General features: G+C 37.6%; 14 protein-coding genes. 7 read left to right on the top strand and 7 right to left on the bottom strand.

What is annotated here, in order from left to right; all coding sequences use genetic code 11:
* Positions 1-4 precede the first annotated feature (4 nt).
* Positions 5-1,279: an O-antigen translocase gene (locus ABS766_RS15180; protein WP_408086045.1), complete on the top strand. Its 1,275-nt coding sequence runs from the start codon at positions 5-7 to the stop codon at positions 1,277-1,279.
* 2 nt (positions 1,280-1,281) lie between these two features.
* On the opposite strand, the gene ABS766_RS15185 is transcribed toward ABS766_RS15180, so the two are convergent.
* A complete protein-coding gene (locus tag ABS766_RS15185; protein WP_408086046.1) occupies positions 1,282-2,634 on the bottom strand; it encodes a hypothetical protein in 1,353 nt (450 codons plus the stop codon).
* Positions 2,618-3,784 carry a glycosyltransferase family protein gene (locus ABS766_RS15190; RefSeq protein WP_408086047.1) on the bottom strand — a complete coding sequence of 389 codons (1,167 nt, stop codon included), beginning with the start codon at positions 3,782-3,784 and terminating at the stop codon, positions 2,618-2,620. The genes ABS766_RS15185 and ABS766_RS15190 overlap by 17 nt, the downstream gene beginning before the upstream one ends.
* Before the next feature lie 43 nt (positions 3,785-3,827).
* Between ABS766_RS15190 and ABS766_RS15195 the strand changes: the two genes are divergently transcribed.
* Both ABS766_RS15195 and ABS766_RS15200 read left to right on the top strand, forming a co-directional pair.
* On the top strand, positions 3,828-4,655 hold the full coding sequence (locus tag ABS766_RS15195) for a glycosyltransferase family 2 protein (RefSeq protein WP_408086048.1): 828 nt from the start codon (positions 3,828-3,830) through the stop codon (positions 4,653-4,655).
* Positions 4,652-5,062, top strand: coding sequence for a sugar 3,4-ketoisomerase (locus ABS766_RS15200; RefSeq protein WP_408086049.1), 411 nt, complete (start codon positions 4,652-4,654; stop codon positions 5,060-5,062). Before ABS766_RS15195 ends, ABS766_RS15200 begins: the two co-directional genes overlap by 4 nt.
* On the opposite strand, the gene ABS766_RS15205 is transcribed toward ABS766_RS15200, so the two are convergent.
* The 3 genes from ABS766_RS15205 to ABS766_RS15215 are packed head-to-tail and all read right to left on the bottom strand — an operon-like array spanning position 5,063 to position 7,625.
* Positions 5,063-6,004: a glycosyltransferase family 2 protein gene (locus ABS766_RS15205; RefSeq protein ID WP_408086050.1), complete on the bottom strand. Its 942-nt coding sequence runs from the start codon at positions 6,002-6,004 to the stop codon at positions 5,063-5,065.
* A gap of 4 nt (positions 6,005-6,008) precedes the next feature.
* Positions 6,009-6,689 carry a methyltransferase domain-containing protein gene (locus ABS766_RS15210; protein ID WP_408086051.1) on the bottom strand — a complete coding sequence of 227 codons (681 nt, stop codon included), beginning with the start codon at positions 6,687-6,689 and terminating at the stop codon, positions 6,009-6,011.
* A gap of 57 nt (positions 6,690-6,746) precedes the next feature.
* Positions 6,747-7,625: a glycosyltransferase family 2 protein gene (locus tag ABS766_RS15215; protein WP_408086052.1), complete on the bottom strand. Its 879-nt coding sequence runs from the start codon at positions 7,623-7,625 to the stop codon at positions 6,747-6,749.
* A gap of 88 nt (positions 7,626-7,713) precedes the next feature.
* Here ABS766_RS15215 and ABS766_RS15220 point away from each other — a divergent pair, with 88 nt between their 5' ends.
* The gene (locus ABS766_RS15220) at positions 7,714-8,553 is read left to right on the top strand and encodes a 2OG-Fe(II) oxygenase (RefSeq protein ID WP_408086053.1); all 840 of its coding nucleotides are present in this window, start codon (positions 7,714-7,716) and stop codon (positions 8,551-8,553) included.
* Here ABS766_RS15220 and ABS766_RS15225 read toward each other — a convergent pair.
* Together ABS766_RS15225 and ABS766_RS15230 are read right to left on the bottom strand one after the other, a co-directional pair.
* Entirely contained in the window at positions 8,550-9,854 is a 1,305-nt protein-coding gene (locus ABS766_RS15225; RefSeq protein ID WP_408086054.1) for a hypothetical protein, read from the bottom strand. The two genes, ABS766_RS15220 and ABS766_RS15225, sit on opposite strands and share 4 nt — an antisense overlap.
* A 2-nt stretch (positions 9,855-9,856) precedes the next feature.
* Positions 9,857-10,537: a cell division ATP-binding protein FtsE gene (locus tag ABS766_RS15230; RefSeq protein ID WP_408086055.1), complete on the bottom strand. Its 681-nt coding sequence runs from the start codon at positions 10,535-10,537 to the stop codon at positions 9,857-9,859.
* A 257-nt stretch (positions 10,538-10,794) separates the two neighbouring features.
* On the opposite strand from ABS766_RS15230, the gene ABS766_RS15235 reads away from it, so the two are divergent.
* From ABS766_RS15235 to ABS766_RS15245, 3 genes are all read left to right on the top strand, one after another.
* Positions 10,795-13,809, top strand: coding sequence for a tetratricopeptide repeat protein (locus ABS766_RS15235; RefSeq protein ID WP_408086056.1), 3,015 nt, complete (start codon positions 10,795-10,797; stop codon positions 13,807-13,809).
* A gap of 9 nt (positions 13,810-13,818) precedes the next feature.
* A complete protein-coding gene (locus ABS766_RS15240; protein WP_408086057.1) occupies positions 13,819-15,609 on the top strand; it encodes a TonB-dependent receptor in 1,791 nt (596 codons plus the stop codon).
* Between the two features lie 83 nt (positions 15,610-15,692).
* Complete coding sequence (locus ABS766_RS15245) at positions 15,693-16,145, top strand: hypothetical protein (protein ID WP_408086058.1); 453 nt, start codon at positions 15,693-15,695, stop codon at positions 16,143-16,145.
* The last annotated feature ends 77 nt before the right edge of the window (positions 16,146-16,222 follow it).

Below are 16,222 nucleotides of genomic sequence, written 5' to 3' on the forward strand. Positions count from 1 at the left end.
GTTATTGGCGCTGTTTAAAAAGATATTCGCAAACTCTTTAGTAAAACTTTCATCGTTAAATACGCTGAATATAGGCATACGTATACTTGCCGGGTTGATATCAAGTAAAATGATTGCCCTTTTTATTGGCCCTGGCGGTATGGCCCTTACCGGCAGCCTTCGGAATTTTCTTAGTTCGGTAGATGCTTTTTCTATGCTTGGCATGCAAAACGGTATCATAAAATATACCGCAGAGTATGAGCGCCAGCGTGAAAATCTTTACAAATCGCTGGCTACATCTTTTTTGGTTGTTGGTGTTGCAGTAGTTATATGTTTACTGGTACTTGTAGGCCCTGCCGCATACCTCAGCCAATGGGTTTTTAACGGTACGGATGAGTATGCGTGGGTATTTCGTATACTTGGTATTGCATTGCCGTTTTATACCGGAGGCATATTATTTATGTCGGTACTTAACGGACTTGGAAGATACAAAAAAGTAATACTTTTAAACCTGGCAGCAAATATTGGCGGTGTAGCCCTTTCGGCAATATTAATATGGCAATATAATATAAAAGGGGCATTTTTAGGCCTCATATTAAGTCCTGTTATTTTATGTTTCTTTTCTTTTTATCCTCTATACCGGTTGTTAGGTGGCTTTCACTTTTTACATAAAAAGTATTTTAGCATCCCTATTTTAAAAAGTCTGGCTTCTTATAGCCTTATGGCGCTTTTTACAGCCATTATGGCGCCCTTTGTGTTTATATCAATACGTAACATGATTATTGATAACCACGGTGCTGACGAAGCAGGATACTGGGAGGCTGTTAACCGAATTTCTGTATTTTACCTTATGTTTGTAACCACGCTGCTAACCGTTTACTTTTTACCACAACTGTCTAAGGGTACTACAATTCAGCATACCAAATCTATTTTCAGGAGTTATTATAAAATAATTGTACCTGTATTTGGTGCCGGGCTTGTGGCAGTATATCTGCTGAGATATTTTATAATTGGCCTGCTTTTCAGCGATAACTTTTTACCCATGCATAAGCTTTTTGCATGGCAGTTAGCAGGCGATTTTTTTAAGGTTTGCAGCCTGATACTGGGCCAGGAATTTTTTGCAAAAAAAATGATAAAAGCCTATCTGGCTACCGAAGTTTTCTCTTTCGCAATACTTTATACAGGCTGTGCTTTACTGATACCTGATTACGGAAGCGAAGGCGCTGTTATGGCACATATGTTTACCTACTTTGTATATTTTGTTGTATTGGCTTTTATATTTAGGAAAAAGCTTTTTTAATTTCACCACATACATTCATTAGTGCCATCATGTGGTATTTTTCTGTACTGAATAAATCTGTACCACCATTTTGTCTGGCTAAACTTTGATTTAGACATATCAGGAATATAAATTTTTTGGCCTCTATATAATATTGTACAGCTAATTTTATCTTTCCTATATTGTATCAGTCTTTTCATACGGAATTTAAATTCGATTAGAGGAATATCGTAGTTTACAAGATTACTTCTGTCCGTATGAGTACCGGTCATATTTAATACCGTTACATAATCTTCTTCAAAATTCCATATTTTGGTGTATCTGGTATTAATAATATAGTGGTTGGTACGGCTTTTTTCAGTTATTAAGTTACTGAACATAGTTAAATTTCCTGTGGTGGAAAGTCCTACATAATTTTGCATTCCCCAAAGAAGTATTACCACAGTAGGTATAAATTGTTTTGCAGAAAGTTTTATTACATTATTTTCCCTATCAAAAATATCTTTATCTTTTAGTAAGGTCACAAAAAACAATACCCAACCTATGTTAAAAATAACTCCATTGCACATCCTGTACAGGTCAGAGTTTACAAGCTGGTACCTCCTTATTATATACGAAATGATAACTGACAGTATACTAAAAGCTATATATATTCTTAGTGCGCGGATAAGCTTAAAGTGAATATTGTTTTTTGAAAAATCCAGTATGCAGGCAGTAATCAGAAAACCGGCAAATGCACTAAAATTTGAAAAATTACATAACGAAAGGTAAAAATGGAACATCACGAGTGCCCAAGCAACAAATTTTCTTGATTTAGCAAAAAGCAACCCGAAAGGTAGCACCATCTCAATAAGTATTGTACTAATTTGCATCAGGCGTAATACTGTAGGTGAGGTAATAAAAGTATCGCCAAGAAGCAGTGGGCTGAAAAATATATTTACTGATTTAATACAGCTGCCCTCTGTCATAAAAAAGCCGCTATTCAGTTTATGGAAACCTGCAATAAAATAAATGGTGATTAATATAAGCCTTAAAATAAAACTTATTTCAGCAGAATGTGGCTTTTTAAGTTTATAGCCAAGCAACTTTAAAATTACAATGCAAAGTATAGTTATTAATACACCCGTTTCCAAATTACTATGGTTTGCCAGCCTGGGAAATTTTGTTGCTTCTGTAATAATATAGGCAGCTAATGAGAGTATTGCAGGTAACCACCATTTGTAATTTATGTACAGCAGTAGCAGCATTGCTATAGTAAAAGCAATAGTTTTTTTATAAAACCAGACACCGCTGCCCAAATCTATAAGCAGGGCAACCACTATCAGGCACAGCAGTACAGAATATAAAGGATTTATATTTTTAGTTTTTATATTCATGCATTTGGTTTGCTTGTTTCCATGCTTCTAAATATGCAGAGGCTACTTTTATGTAATTGTGCTCCCGCTCAATAAAAGCACGGGCACGCCAGCCTATCGCTTTAATTTCTTCCGGATGTTCTATAAAGTATAGTAGTTCTTTTGCAATGGCTTGGGCATTTGGCAGGGCATTTACGGCTACTGGTTCAGTTAGGTTATAATGTTTTGTAAATTCTTTTTCTGCTCCGGTAAATACTACTTTCCCTTTTGCCATAGCTTCAAGCGCGTTATAGCCTTGATCATAAGCATATACCTGGTCTAATACTATATGTGCCCGGTTATAACTATCTATATAGTCTTTATAAGGCAAATTTTCTGCTATAATTATTTCCGCTTTTTCCGGGTGTTTTTCCTTTACAATTTTTAGCGCCTCCTCAAAAAAATGAATTCCTTTTTTAAAGTAACTCAACCTATTTATACCTAAAAAAATCACTATACGGGTGTCGGTTTCCTGTTCTGAATACTGTATTGTATCTGTATTAACAGGGTTGGGAATAAAACGGGTTGTATAACCCATTGCCTGCATAGGTATTTCATAATCAAGATCTGATGTAATAATTGCCTGTGCTTTTTCTGAAACAAATTTAAAAAGATCTCTGTAAGGCTTTGTTGTATATTTAAGTGTAAATAAAAAATGGGGCATAAGGCTTTTATCCTGTAAATAAGGTGTAAGTACAGAATACCTTAGCTTATCCTCTAAAGCATATTCAACAACAGGAGTGTCGTCACCACATACCAATAAGCTTAAGGGACCATTTTGGTTAAATAACTTTTTATACAATTTTTTAGCCAGCCATGGAGGCAATTCTAATGCGTCTGAATTTATTAGCTGTACATAGTCAAACCCTTTTAGCAAGGGTAGGATTTTATTAAAACGCCACGCCCTTTCAACGGCAGTAATATCAAGTTTGAAAATTTTATAGAGTACTCTTTTTAAAAGTAAAATACTTCCGGGCTTAGTAGTAAATCGGGCAGCAACATTATAATCGGTAGTATAATTTTTAAAGGAATCACCTGTACTTACAATTACAGCGCTATGCCCTAATTTTTCAAGCCCTTCTTTTAATGAATTGTGTAACCTGCTGTATTCGCCTATAAGAAGTATTTTCATAAGGCAGCCTTAAATTTTTATATTTGCTGTAAATATAAAACAATTGGCACAAGCATTTAAAAAATCAGATATCGAAATTCTGTTATCTACCATGAACAGGGACAGTCTTGATTTTTTAACACCAATGTTCCCATTTACACATTTTACTGAATTTAAAATTCTCATCATAAACCAGACCACACAAGAAAATATTCTTCAGTCACCATATGTCAACATACGGGTTATAAATTCTTTTGAAAAGGGACTTTCTAAGAGTAGAAACCTGGCCTTAGCGAATGCAGGAGGCAAAATAGCTCTTATGACAGATGATGATGTAATATTTAAAGAGGGCTTTGATGAAACCATTTATACTGCTTTTAATGCATTTCCCGACGCTGCTTTGATAAAATTTTGCGCAGCTGCTTTTGAAGGGAAGCTTTTTAGAAAATATACCCGGCATGCTGTGAAAAATATGAATGCTATGCAGCGCCTTAATACCATGTCTATAGAAATAGCACTGAATGTTGAACGCGTTAAACAGTCTGGTATTATATTTAATGCACTATTCGGCCTGGGCAGTTTTTTCTCTATGGGCGAAGAGCCTATATTTGTAAATGATTTGCATAAAGCCGGTTTCCAGGTGAGCTTTGTCCCCAAAACAATAGTTACCCATAAATCCGTTAAAGACAGTGATAATATAGCCATAAGCGAAGTATACCGCATAAGGGGGGCATACTTAAAAAAAATATTTGATAAACAATTTTTTTTATGGGTAGGCATACAGCTTATGTATCATCTAAAAGGCCGTGTAATAACACCGTTTCAAATTCCCTTTTGCATAAAAAATGCTTTAAAGGGGCGAAAACAACTTTTAAACCTGACAGAAAAATGACAACTACGATAAACGATATAAAAATTATAGATTTCCCTGTGATTGAAGATGCCCGGGGTAACCTTGCTTTTGTACAGCATGGCAGCCTGCCTTATGATTTTAAACGTGTTTATTACCTTTATGATGTTCCCGGGGGGGCAGAGAGGGGAGGGCATGCCCATATTGACCAGCAACAGATATTAATTGCTCTTAGCGGTAGTTTTGACGTGATTTTAGATGACGGTAAGCAAAAAAAAACGTATACCCTTAACAGGCCCTCTAAAGGCTTACATGTTGTAAAGGGGCTTTGGCGAGAACTGCAAAATTTTTCATCGGGTGCTGTTTGCCTTGTTATTGCGCAGGATGTTTATGATGAGGCCGATTATATAAGAGAATATGAAGACTTTGTAAAGTGGAAAAATGTTTAGTTAATTATATATGTCTATATAAACTTTTTTATAACGTAAATGTGTTTTTAAGTAATGCAGTAAACGGAGTACAAAGGCCGGTTGCCATAAAAGCATCCGGGTTTTAGCAGAAAGGTTTTTGGTATCAATAGCAGTATAATAAAACCTGAATGTTTTATGGTCTCCTGCTAATTTATGTTTAAATGCATACGATGCACGGTACATATCCAAATATTTTTTAAGCGGTTTATTATATGCTTCTTCAGCTTTAAATTTATCCAGCCGGGAGAATTTTCTATTTAAAGTTTGCGAGTGTGATACACGGTTTTGTGCCCCAAGCCTATATTGTGTGGTAACTTTTTTGGTGTATGCCACAGGATATTTCAGGGCAATGCGTATCCACATATCGGTATCTTCGCCAGCACCCAGTGTTATACTGTTGTCAAAATTTCCTACAGCTTCAAAAACTTCTTTTTTTACGACTACCGCTGTTGTCCATAAAGCCCTGTCATTCATACTAATGGCAAATACATTTTCTACAATACCACTAAAACCATTGGGTATATTTTTAAAAATAGTTTTTTTTACAGTATTGTCAGGCAATAAAAACTCATAGTTACTTGCTACAATACCAGCTTGAGGGTAATTTCTATGCAACGCGTATAGTGTTTCCAGATGGTTGGGGTACCAGTAATCATCCGCATCTAAAAAAGAGATGAGGGACGCCGATGCTTTTTCTATCCCTAGGTTTCTTGCTGCGGATATTCCCCTGTTTTCTGTAACAAAATATTTCAGCCTTTGGTCTTTAAAGCTAAGTGTTTGTTTTTCACTTTCATCTGTAGAGCCATCGTTAATTACAATAACTTCAAAATCATTAAATGTTTGGGCAAAAACACTTGAAAGGGTTTGCCTTATCTCTTTTTCCTTATTATAAAGTGGTATGACGATAGAGAATATAGGCATTAACTTATGCTTTAGTAGCTATTAGTACAGTTTCATTGTTTAATAACCCATAATATTTATCTTCGGGGTAGACATCTGCAGTTACGCTAAACCCCGCATTTTCTAAACGTGCTTTTAGTCCGCTAACAGAATAGATCCTTACATGGTCATCCTGCAAGAAATGCTTCAGGCGCTCTTCAGGACTTGTAATGGTGAAATCCTCATAAATATCGCCTTCTTTAAAAGGGGTTTGTATTATAACGTTTCCACCCGGTTTTAGCACACGTAATAATTCTGCCATTGCGGTAGTGTCATTTTCTATATGTTCTAAAATATGATAGCAGATTATGAGTTCGAAAAAATTGTCTTCCAAATTTATGTTAGTAATATCAAACTGAAAATCTGACAGGAAATGGCCAGAAAGGTCGGTACTCATATATACTAAACCCTGTTGTTTTTTCATTTTACGGGAAAGGGAACGCGAAGGGGAAAAGTCTAATATTTTAATGCCATTTTTTAAAAATCCTGAAGTAAGTATACGCCAAAGGCGCCTGTCGCGGTTAAGGCTCCCGCATTTTGGGCATAATAAATTGCCGTTGGGTAGTGTGATAAACTTGCTTAATTTTTTATTGCAAACTGGGCATTTGTGGCTGCTACCACTATAGGCAAGCGCATACACCTGCCTTATTGCGGGTTCTATATGCATTAGCTGCCTGCGAGATATTATACTAGAGACTATTTTTTTTGCTAAACGGTACATTTTTTACTTTATATGGCAAATATAACCCAAACGGTAAATATCAAGTGCTAAAAGGCTGGGGTCTTTTTTAAAGATCATCTTTTTAAGAAGTGGTTCGGTTATTTTAAAACCAACTCCAATAAGTTTATCTATTCTGTATTTTTTTAAAGTGATGTAATGGCGGATGAGTGAATTTATTTTTTCTGCATCAGGCTCATCTACAAGCAAATTTTTACGGTTTTGTACTGATTGCAGGCATTTTTTAAAAAACACTTCATTATTTTCAAGCCCCAAATGGAGTATAGGGTTGTTGATATGAACAACATCTACGTTATTTTTAAACAATTTATAGCTAAAATAATTATCAAGGCCATACAGGTTTTGGCTATCCTGGTAATTGTTTTCTAAAAAAATATGTTTGGGAGTAAGGAAGTTACCGCTAAAAATAGTTCCATAAGGCTGTTGTGAACGTATAGCAGCCTCTTTTTGTTCACGTTGTTTACCGTATTTGTAACGTAGCATTTTATCAGGGGCTGGAGGCTGTTTTTCGTAGCTGTACCCACCCATAACTACACTGTTTTTACCTATATACGAAAGGTAACGCTTTATAAATAAATTATCTGGTAACTTAACATCGGCATCAAGAAAAAGCAGGGTGTTATATTTGGCCGATTCTGCCAGTAATTTACGCGTAACAGTGCGGCCTAAATTACTTTCATTTTGTATCAGCCTGCAGTTATTAAGTGTTGTAACACCATTGTTCTCACCATTTACAGGTAAGCCGGGGCTATCATTAATAACAATAACTTCAAATATAATATTACTTTCAATACATTGCTTACACAGGCTACTAACCAGTGGCATTACCTCATAATTATAAGCCGGTATAAGTATGGAGAGCATTTTATTAAATTTAAGCAAATGTACAAACTCCGTAATAAATATTTTAGTATTAGGGCATATACTGTATATTTGGATAAACTAATTAAGTATGGACAGGCAGGCGTACAGCAAAGCGATTTATAACAAGCTTTTTGAAAACAAGGAAATACTAAAACAGCAATATAACAGCAGCCGTAACGCTATTGGATATTTTTTTATAGATGACCTGCTTCCGGAGGAGTTGGCTCAAGAAATTTATACGTCTTTTCCCAAGGCAGCCGAAATGGTTCTTAAAAAAAGCCTTCGGGAGGATAAATATGTGGCGGCCCAGATGAATAAATATAATCCACTGCTCGAAGAGATAATTTATGCCTTTCAGGATGCTGAAATTGTTACGCTTGTAGGCGAAATTTGCGGGCTTAAAGGTATTGAACCCGATGAGCACCTGTATGCCGGGGGAATCTCTATGATGGGGCACAAGCAATTTCTTAACCCTCACCTTGATAACTCACACAATAAAGACAGGCAGCTGTGGCGTGTGCTTAACCTGCTGTATTATGTAACACCACACTGGCAGGAGCCTTATGGAGGCAATCTGGAGCTATGGCCTGGCGGGATTAAGCAAAAGCAAATAACCATACACAGCAAATTTAACAGGCTCGCTGTAATGGCAACACATAACCACTCTTTACACTCTGTTTCGCCAGTTACACATCAGGGATACCGCTGCTGTATCTCTAATTATTATTTTTCTCAAAATCCGGTGCATGAAGATGATACCTTTCATGTAACTTCTTTCAGGGGCAGGCCCGAAGATAAAGTTACCGATGTATTGCTACAGGCAGATACTGCACTTAGGATGGGTATTAGGCAGGTTTTTAAAAAAGGTATTGTAGAAAATCCTCATGTATATAGAAAAGAAGACGGTAAAGAGAAAAATAAAGACTAATCTATACGTATTTTTTCTTTAAAAAAAAGTAGCAGGCTAATAAAGAGTAAAGGCTCAAAAGGATAGCTGAAGCGGGAATTGGTACCAAACGTTACCATAGCCTGGAGTACAGATGCTGCAAAAACCATAAACGTGGCTATAGCCCCTAATGATATTTTTCTTTTTACAAAAAACTGAAAAAGATAATAGGGTATTATCAATAGTATAAATGCAATTTCAAGAATTATTATTACAAACTGTTGTGCCCGCCATAGCGCAGTAAACATTTTATTACTGTAGGGTATATTAAAATCTTGATAATTCCAATACATTGCACTAAACCAAAATTCACGCCACGATAAAAAGACTTGTTTAAGATAAGCTCCCGGATTATTTTTAATGGCCGTTTTACTAAACCCTGCAAGTTCATTAGAAAGGTCAGGTATAGAAGTAAGACCTGTTTTTTGCTGTAGTTCTTCCCGGGCAAACCATATAGTCATGGCAACATCCTCATTTTGCTGTATAACCTGTTTTCGGTAATTTACATATACATCGCTTATAATCGGATATTCATCATGGGCATCCTCTGCAAAATAAACACACATTTGCGCTAAATTAATTCCGAAATAGGTTGTTGAGGTAAAATAGCCCGTGTTGTGTTTGTTTAGGTAAGACCATCCCAAAAATGCTATAAGCGGAAATACAGTTAGTAGTAAACAGGTATTAATAACTCTTCTAAAACTGAAATCTTTAAGCGTATATAAGGCATATACAAGAAAGGGTATAAAAATATAAAACGGTTTTATTAATACCAGCCAGCCTAACAGCAGGCTTGTAAAAAGTATATGCGCAATGCCTGTTTTATTTATAAATATTTTAAAAATATGGTAGAAACACAGCGTGATGCATAACAGGGTAAATGCTTCGGTAAGTATTGCAAACTCATAAAAAGCTACGTGAATTAAAGCATTCATAAACAGCGTTGTATATACCGCTGTTTTTTTGTTAAATCCTAAAAGTACTATTGTTTTATATTGATATATGGCTGTAACAATACCGCATATTACCTGATATATAACAGCAAGCCATAATATATTTCCTGCCAATGCCAGCAAGAGCGGGTAGCCCGGTGTCCTGTACCCTTCATAACCGCTTACGCTTGCACTAAGCAACCGGTCTGTTAATGCTATATAATCTCCCGAATCAGGAAAAATGGTAACATGCCAGTAAAACAGGGCAATAATAAATCTGCTGATACTATTAAAAACTACAATGCTTAGTATTGGCCTTTTTAACAGCAGTGCCTGTAGTTTATAAAACATGTTTAAATGGTTCTCTGTACTACTTCAAAAAGCGTACCGCTGTCAACCTTAAGGGTTTTGGTGGGGAATTTCATTATAAGGGCATAATCATGCGTTGCCATAATAATAGTTTTGCCGTTTTGGTTAATTTCGCGTAACAGTTGCATAACCTCCACACTGGTTTGAGGGTCAAGGTTGCCCGTAGGCTCATCTGCCAGTATTACTTCGGGGTCATTAAGCAGGGCGCGTGCCACGGCTATACGCTGCTGCTCACCACCTGATATTTGGTGCGGCATTTTTGTAACAGCGTGTTTCATGCCTACTTTATCAAGCACCTCATTTATCTTAACCTCCATTTCGCGCTTTTCACTCCAGCCCGTTGCTTTCAGCACAAACAAAAGATTGTCATATACGTTGCGGTCTGGCAAAAGTTTAAAATCCTGAAACACAATACCAATTTTGCGGCGCAGGTAGGGTATATCACGCTCACGTAGCTTGGTTAAGTCATAATCTACAAACGTACCTTCTCCTTCCCTTAGTTTCAGGTCGGCATAGAGTGTTTTCATCAGGCTGCTCTTTCCAGAGCCTGTTTTACCTATAATATAAATAAACTCCCCGGGTTTAACTTCAAGGTTTATATTGGTAAGTACGGCGTTGTTGCCCTGGTATACGTTTACATCTTTTAAAGTGAGAACAGGCTGCATGGTTTTGCTACGGTTTTATAAGGGTAAAAGTAATAAGTAAACAGCGGTATTCAAAATTTATTTTACGGGCGGCAAAATAGTTGCTATAATGGTTAAAGTTGGGTTAAAACGGCGGGGTTGCCCAAGCACTAATTTGTAAGTTTGGCGGCATAACTGTAAACAGTACATAATTTACAGGCTATACTAAAAGGGGAAAAATTCCCGTTAATTAAAAATAAGAATTGGTATATTTGGCTACCTAAAAAACAAATAACAATATGCGTATAATCAACCGGGCACTGCTGCTTTCCCTGCCGTTTTGGGCTATGGGGCTTTCGGCACAGCAATCAACCATTTACACACACCAGCTTAAAGATTTTGATAAAGCCGTTATGTTGTATAATGATAAACAATACCAGGCGGCACAAATTCTTTTTGAAAAATCGAAAGAAGAAAATACCGAAATGGAAGTACAGGCTGATTGTGCTTATTATATTGCGAGTTGCGCGGTAAAGCTTAACCAGAAAAATGCCGATGCGCTTATGGAGGATTTTGTGGAAGATTACCCCACAAATACCAAACAAAACCAGGCATATGTAGAAGTTGCCGGCTACCACTTTAGCCAGGGCCATTACAAACAGGCGCTGGAGTGGTATGATAAGGTTAATGAGGGCAGCCTGGGTAATACTGATCGTGATAAGTATAATTTCCAGAAAGGGTACAGTTATTTTAGCGACGGTGATAAAAAGAATGCTGATAAGTACCTGGAGAAAGTGAAAAATTCCGAAAAATACGGCACACAGGCCAAATATTATCTTGGCTTTATGGCGTATGAGGGCGATGATTATAAAAAAGCCAGCCAGTATTTTGAGCAGGTGGAAGACCAGCAGCAATACAGCGAAAAATTATCATACTTTCAGGCAGATATGGCTTTTAAGGAAGGTGATTTTAATAAAGCCATTAAAGTGGGCGAACCCCAGTTAGCCAAAAGCAGCCCCCAGGAAAAATCAGAACTTTCTAAAATTATAGGTGAGAGTTATTTTAACCTTGGGCAGTATGATAAAGCCATACCGTACCTTAAAGAATACCGGGGCAAAAAAGGCCGCTGGACCAATACTGATTTTTACCAGTTAGGATATGCTTATTACAAACAGGGCGATTATGAAAATGCTATTGCTGAATTTAATAAAATTATTAGTGGTAAAGATGCCGTAGCGCAAAATGCCTATTACCATCTTGGCGATAGTTATTTAAAAACAGGTAAAAAGCAGCAGGCGCTTAATGCGTTTAAGAATGCCTCTGAAATGGATTTTGAACCCAAAATACAGGAAGATGCCTGGCTAAACTACGCTAAGCTGAGTTATGAAATAGGTAACCCCTACCAGAGTGTACCAGAGGTGCTAAATTCATTTATGCAAAAATATCCGGCTACGCCATTTAAACAGGAGATACAAACTTTACTTATCAACTCTTACATTACCTCTAAAAATTATAAAGAGGCATTGGTGCTTTTAGAAAATAACAAGAGCCCGGAAAACAGGCTGGCTTACCAAAAAGTTACGTTTTACAGGGGTATGGAGCTGTATACTGATGGTAACTACCAGGAGGCACTGGGGTTATTTAAAAAATCTATAGCTGAGCAGCGCGATGCCCGGTTTACTGCCCGTGCCACATTTTGGAAAGCCGAAACCGAATATGTTTTAGGTCAATATAATGATGCCTTACTAAGCTTTAAGCAGTTTGCAGGTTTTAGCGAGGCTAAATCTACACCGGAATATAAAAACATAAACTATAACATTGGCTACACCTATTTTAAACTGAAAGAGTATGAGCAGGCAGCTAAGTTTTTTCAGGAATATGTGGATAATGCCAAAAATGATAACGTAAGGCTAAACGATGCCCTGCTTCGCCTGGGTGACAGTTATTTTGTATCGGCTAAATACTGGCCCGCTATGGAAGCTTATAACAAAGCCATTTCAATGAATGGCATTGATGCTGATTATGCATTGTTCCAGAAAGGTATCAGCTATGGGTTTGTAGACCGTAATGAACGTAAAATAGAAGACCTTACCAAGTTTGTGCAAAGCTACCCGAAATCTAAATATGCAGATGATGCTTTATACGAACTGGGTAATACTTATGTAACCGTAAACCAGACCGATAAGGCGTTGCAAACCTATGATAAGCTTATAAACGGCTATAAGGAAAGCTCTTATGTGAGCCGTGCGCTTATGCGTCAGGCGCTTATATATTACAATGCAGAGAATGATAACAAAGCACTGGAAAAATTTAAAAAGGTGGTGGCAGATTTTCCAAACACACCCGAAGCTATGGAAGCTGTAAGTACCGCAAGGCTTATTTATGTTGACAGCGGCCGTACTGATGAGTATGCAAGCTGGGTAAAAACATTAGGTTTTGTAGATGTAAGTGATACTGACCTTGATAATACCGCTTTTGAGGCTGCCGAAAAACAATACCTGCAAAACAATACCAAACAGGCCATTAGTTCGCTTAACAGCTATGTCGCTAAGTTTCCTAACGGTATATCATCACTAAAAGCGCACTTTTACCTGGCACAGGCTTATTTTACAGACGGGTTGGAAAACAATGCCGTTCCGCATTATGAATTTGTAATTTCTAAGCCAAGGAGTGAATATACAGAGCAGGCGCTGGCAAGGCTATCGCAGATACACCTTAAAAATAATGATCAGGCTAAGGCCATACCGGTGTTAAAACGCCTTGAAACCGAGGCTGAATATCCGCAAAACGTAACATTTGCCCAAAGTAACCTGATGAAAAGCTACTATGAGCAAAAAGATTATGCTAATGCAGTAGTATATGCCGAAAAAGTACTGGCTAATACCAAAACCGAAGACAGGGTAAAAAGTGATGCGCAGATTATTATTGCACGCTCTGCCATAAAAACAAATGACGAAACCAAAGCCAGGGCGGCCTATGCCAAACTGCTTACCATGGCAAAAGGCGAGCTTGCTGCAGAAGCCTTGTATTATGATGCATATTTTAAAAATAAAGACGGTAAATATGAAGCCTCTAATGATGTGGTGCAAAAACTCTCTAAAGACTATTCTGGTTACAAATACTTTGGAGCCAAAGGCCTTGTAGTTATGGCCAAGAACTTTTACGGACTTAAAGACAGTTTTCAGGCAACTTACATACTGGAGAGTGTGATTAAAAATTTTACCGATTATCCTGATGTGGTGGAAGAAGCACAAAATGCGCTCAACACAATAAAAGCCGAAGAAGCAAAACGTAATTCATCCATCCAAAACTAAGTAACAGCCATGAAGATTAAGTTTCAATATATAGCATTTATAACGGCAATAGCAGGAATACAGACTGTAGTTGCCCAAAAGAAAGACGAAAACATTGGCACAGAGGTGGTAAACGTAGTAAAACCGTATACCCCAACCGTATCTGATGCCTTTAAGGTGAAAGAAACCCCTGTTATAGAGGATGATGAAAATACCCAAAAGAAAAATATTGAGTATAATATATTTTCATATCCGGTAGCATCAACTTTTAGCCCGGAGAAAGGCAGGGCTGCTTCTGTAGAGCGTGAGCCAAAGGAAAAACTGTTTAGCAATTATGCCACGCTGGGTGTGGGTAATTACGGTACTGTTAATGCAGAGCTTTTTGTTACGCAGGAGCTTGAAAATTCACAATATGTTGGCGGTATGCTGCGCCACCTTTCATCTCAGGGTGATATTAATGATGTATGGCTTGATAATAACTATGCCAATACATCAATAGATTTAACGTATGGCAGCCGCCAGAAAGAGTTTAACTGGAATTTAGATGCCGGTTACCAAAACCAGGTATATAACTGGTATGGCCTGCCACAGGATTTTTTACTGGAGCTTACTCCTGATTTAAACACCGGGGAATATATTGCAGATATAGATCCCAAACAAACTTATAACACCGCTTATGTAGGCGGTAGGGTTGGTGTTGAAGATAGTTTTTTCCATGAAGCCAGCCTGCAATACAAACGTTTTTGGGATGGATATGATTCAGCCGAAAACCGCTTTTTTGTAACGCCGTCTTTTGATGTTGATGTAATGGATGAAAAAATTAAGGTTGATGTGGTAGCCGATTATGTAGGCGGAACTTTTGATAATACCTACGTTTCTCAAAGTGCTTTCCTTTTAGGGGAAGAAAATAAATACAGTAATTTTAATTTAGGTATACAACCCAGTCTTTTATATAACGCTGATGATTTTGCGGTACAGTTAGGGGTAGGGCTTTTTTACAGTATGCAAAAACAAAATGACAATAGCGATAACAAGATATATGTTTATCCGCAGGTTAAAGCGTCTTATAAAGTAGTAAACGACCTGATGATTGCCTATGCCGGTGCAGAAGGGACCCTGCAGCAAAACAGCTATGCCGATTTTGTAGGGCAGAATCCGTTTGTAGCGCCGTCGCTTTACATAACACCTACCGACCAAAAATATGATGTTTATGTAGGCTTAAAAGGTAAACTGGCGAGCACAGTAGCGTATAACATAAGGGGTTCATATAAAAATGAAGATAACAGGGCCATGTTTTTACACAACAGTTTCCTGTTGATAGATCCTGCTCCAAACTTTGGCAATGCCAATTCATTTGGGGTTGTATATGACAACCTTAAAACTGTTAGTTTCTTTGGGGAGCTAAAAGCTGATTTCTCTGATAAGGTAACGGGTGGCATTAATGCTGAATTCAATAGCTATACAACCGATGTAGAAGCAGAAGCCTGGAACTTGCCACAAATTAAAGTAGGTGCAAACCTTGAGGTGGATATAACCGAAAAATGGTATGCCGGTACCAATGTATTTTTTGTGGGGGAAAGGAAGGGTTTAAATCCAACTACTGATAGCCTGCCTCCGGATGATATTCTCATTCGTCAGCAAACCGTAACATTAGACAGTTATTTTGATGTAAATGCCCATGTAGGTTATAAATATAATGAGCGCCTTTCCGGCTTTGTAAGGCTCAATAATATTTTAGGCCAGAATTATGACAGATGGGTAAACTATCAGGTGCAGGGCTTCCAGTTTATGGTTGGCGCATCGTATAAATTTAATTTTTAGGAGTATATTGTCCTGCTGAAATAATATAAGCACAAAGTTCCAGGCAATTTCCGGAACTTTGTGCTTTTTACGTTTTAATATAAATGAAAAACCTAAAACCCAAAATAGTATCCTACTACAAACGGCAGGTACAAGATAAACTGGATGCCTTTCATGATATGGTAGCCGCCTTAACCGAAGATGCTGCTAACGACGCCAAAGGCTCTGCAGGGGATAAGCATGAGACTGCCCTTAGCATGATGCACCTGGAACAGGAAAAACTCAACCACAAAATTCAGGAATTTCTGGCTCAAAAAGCTGTGCTTGATAAAATTGATCCCAATGCACTGCATAAAGTGGCTTCTTTAGGCAGTTTGGTAAAAGCCAATGGTATGTATCTGTTTATTAGTGCGGCATTACCAAAAATAACTATTGAAGATGTTACTGTAATTGCGCTCTCGCCACAATCGCCAATGGGCAGCCTGTTAATGGGCAAAGGGGTAGGAGAAAACGTCCGGGTTAATACTTCATCATATACCATAGAAAAAATAGTATAAGGGGGCTGTCTCAAAAGTGAGTCAGCCCTATTTTTTTTAAACAAATAAGGGAGCCCGCGGGTTCCCTTTATTCTGCA

Origin of the sequence: Flavobacterium rhizosphaerae, from assembly GCF_046000445.1 — a bacterium.
Taxonomy (GTDB): Bacteria; Bacteroidota; Bacteroidia; order Flavobacteriales; family Flavobacteriaceae; genus Flavobacterium; species Flavobacterium rhizosphaerae.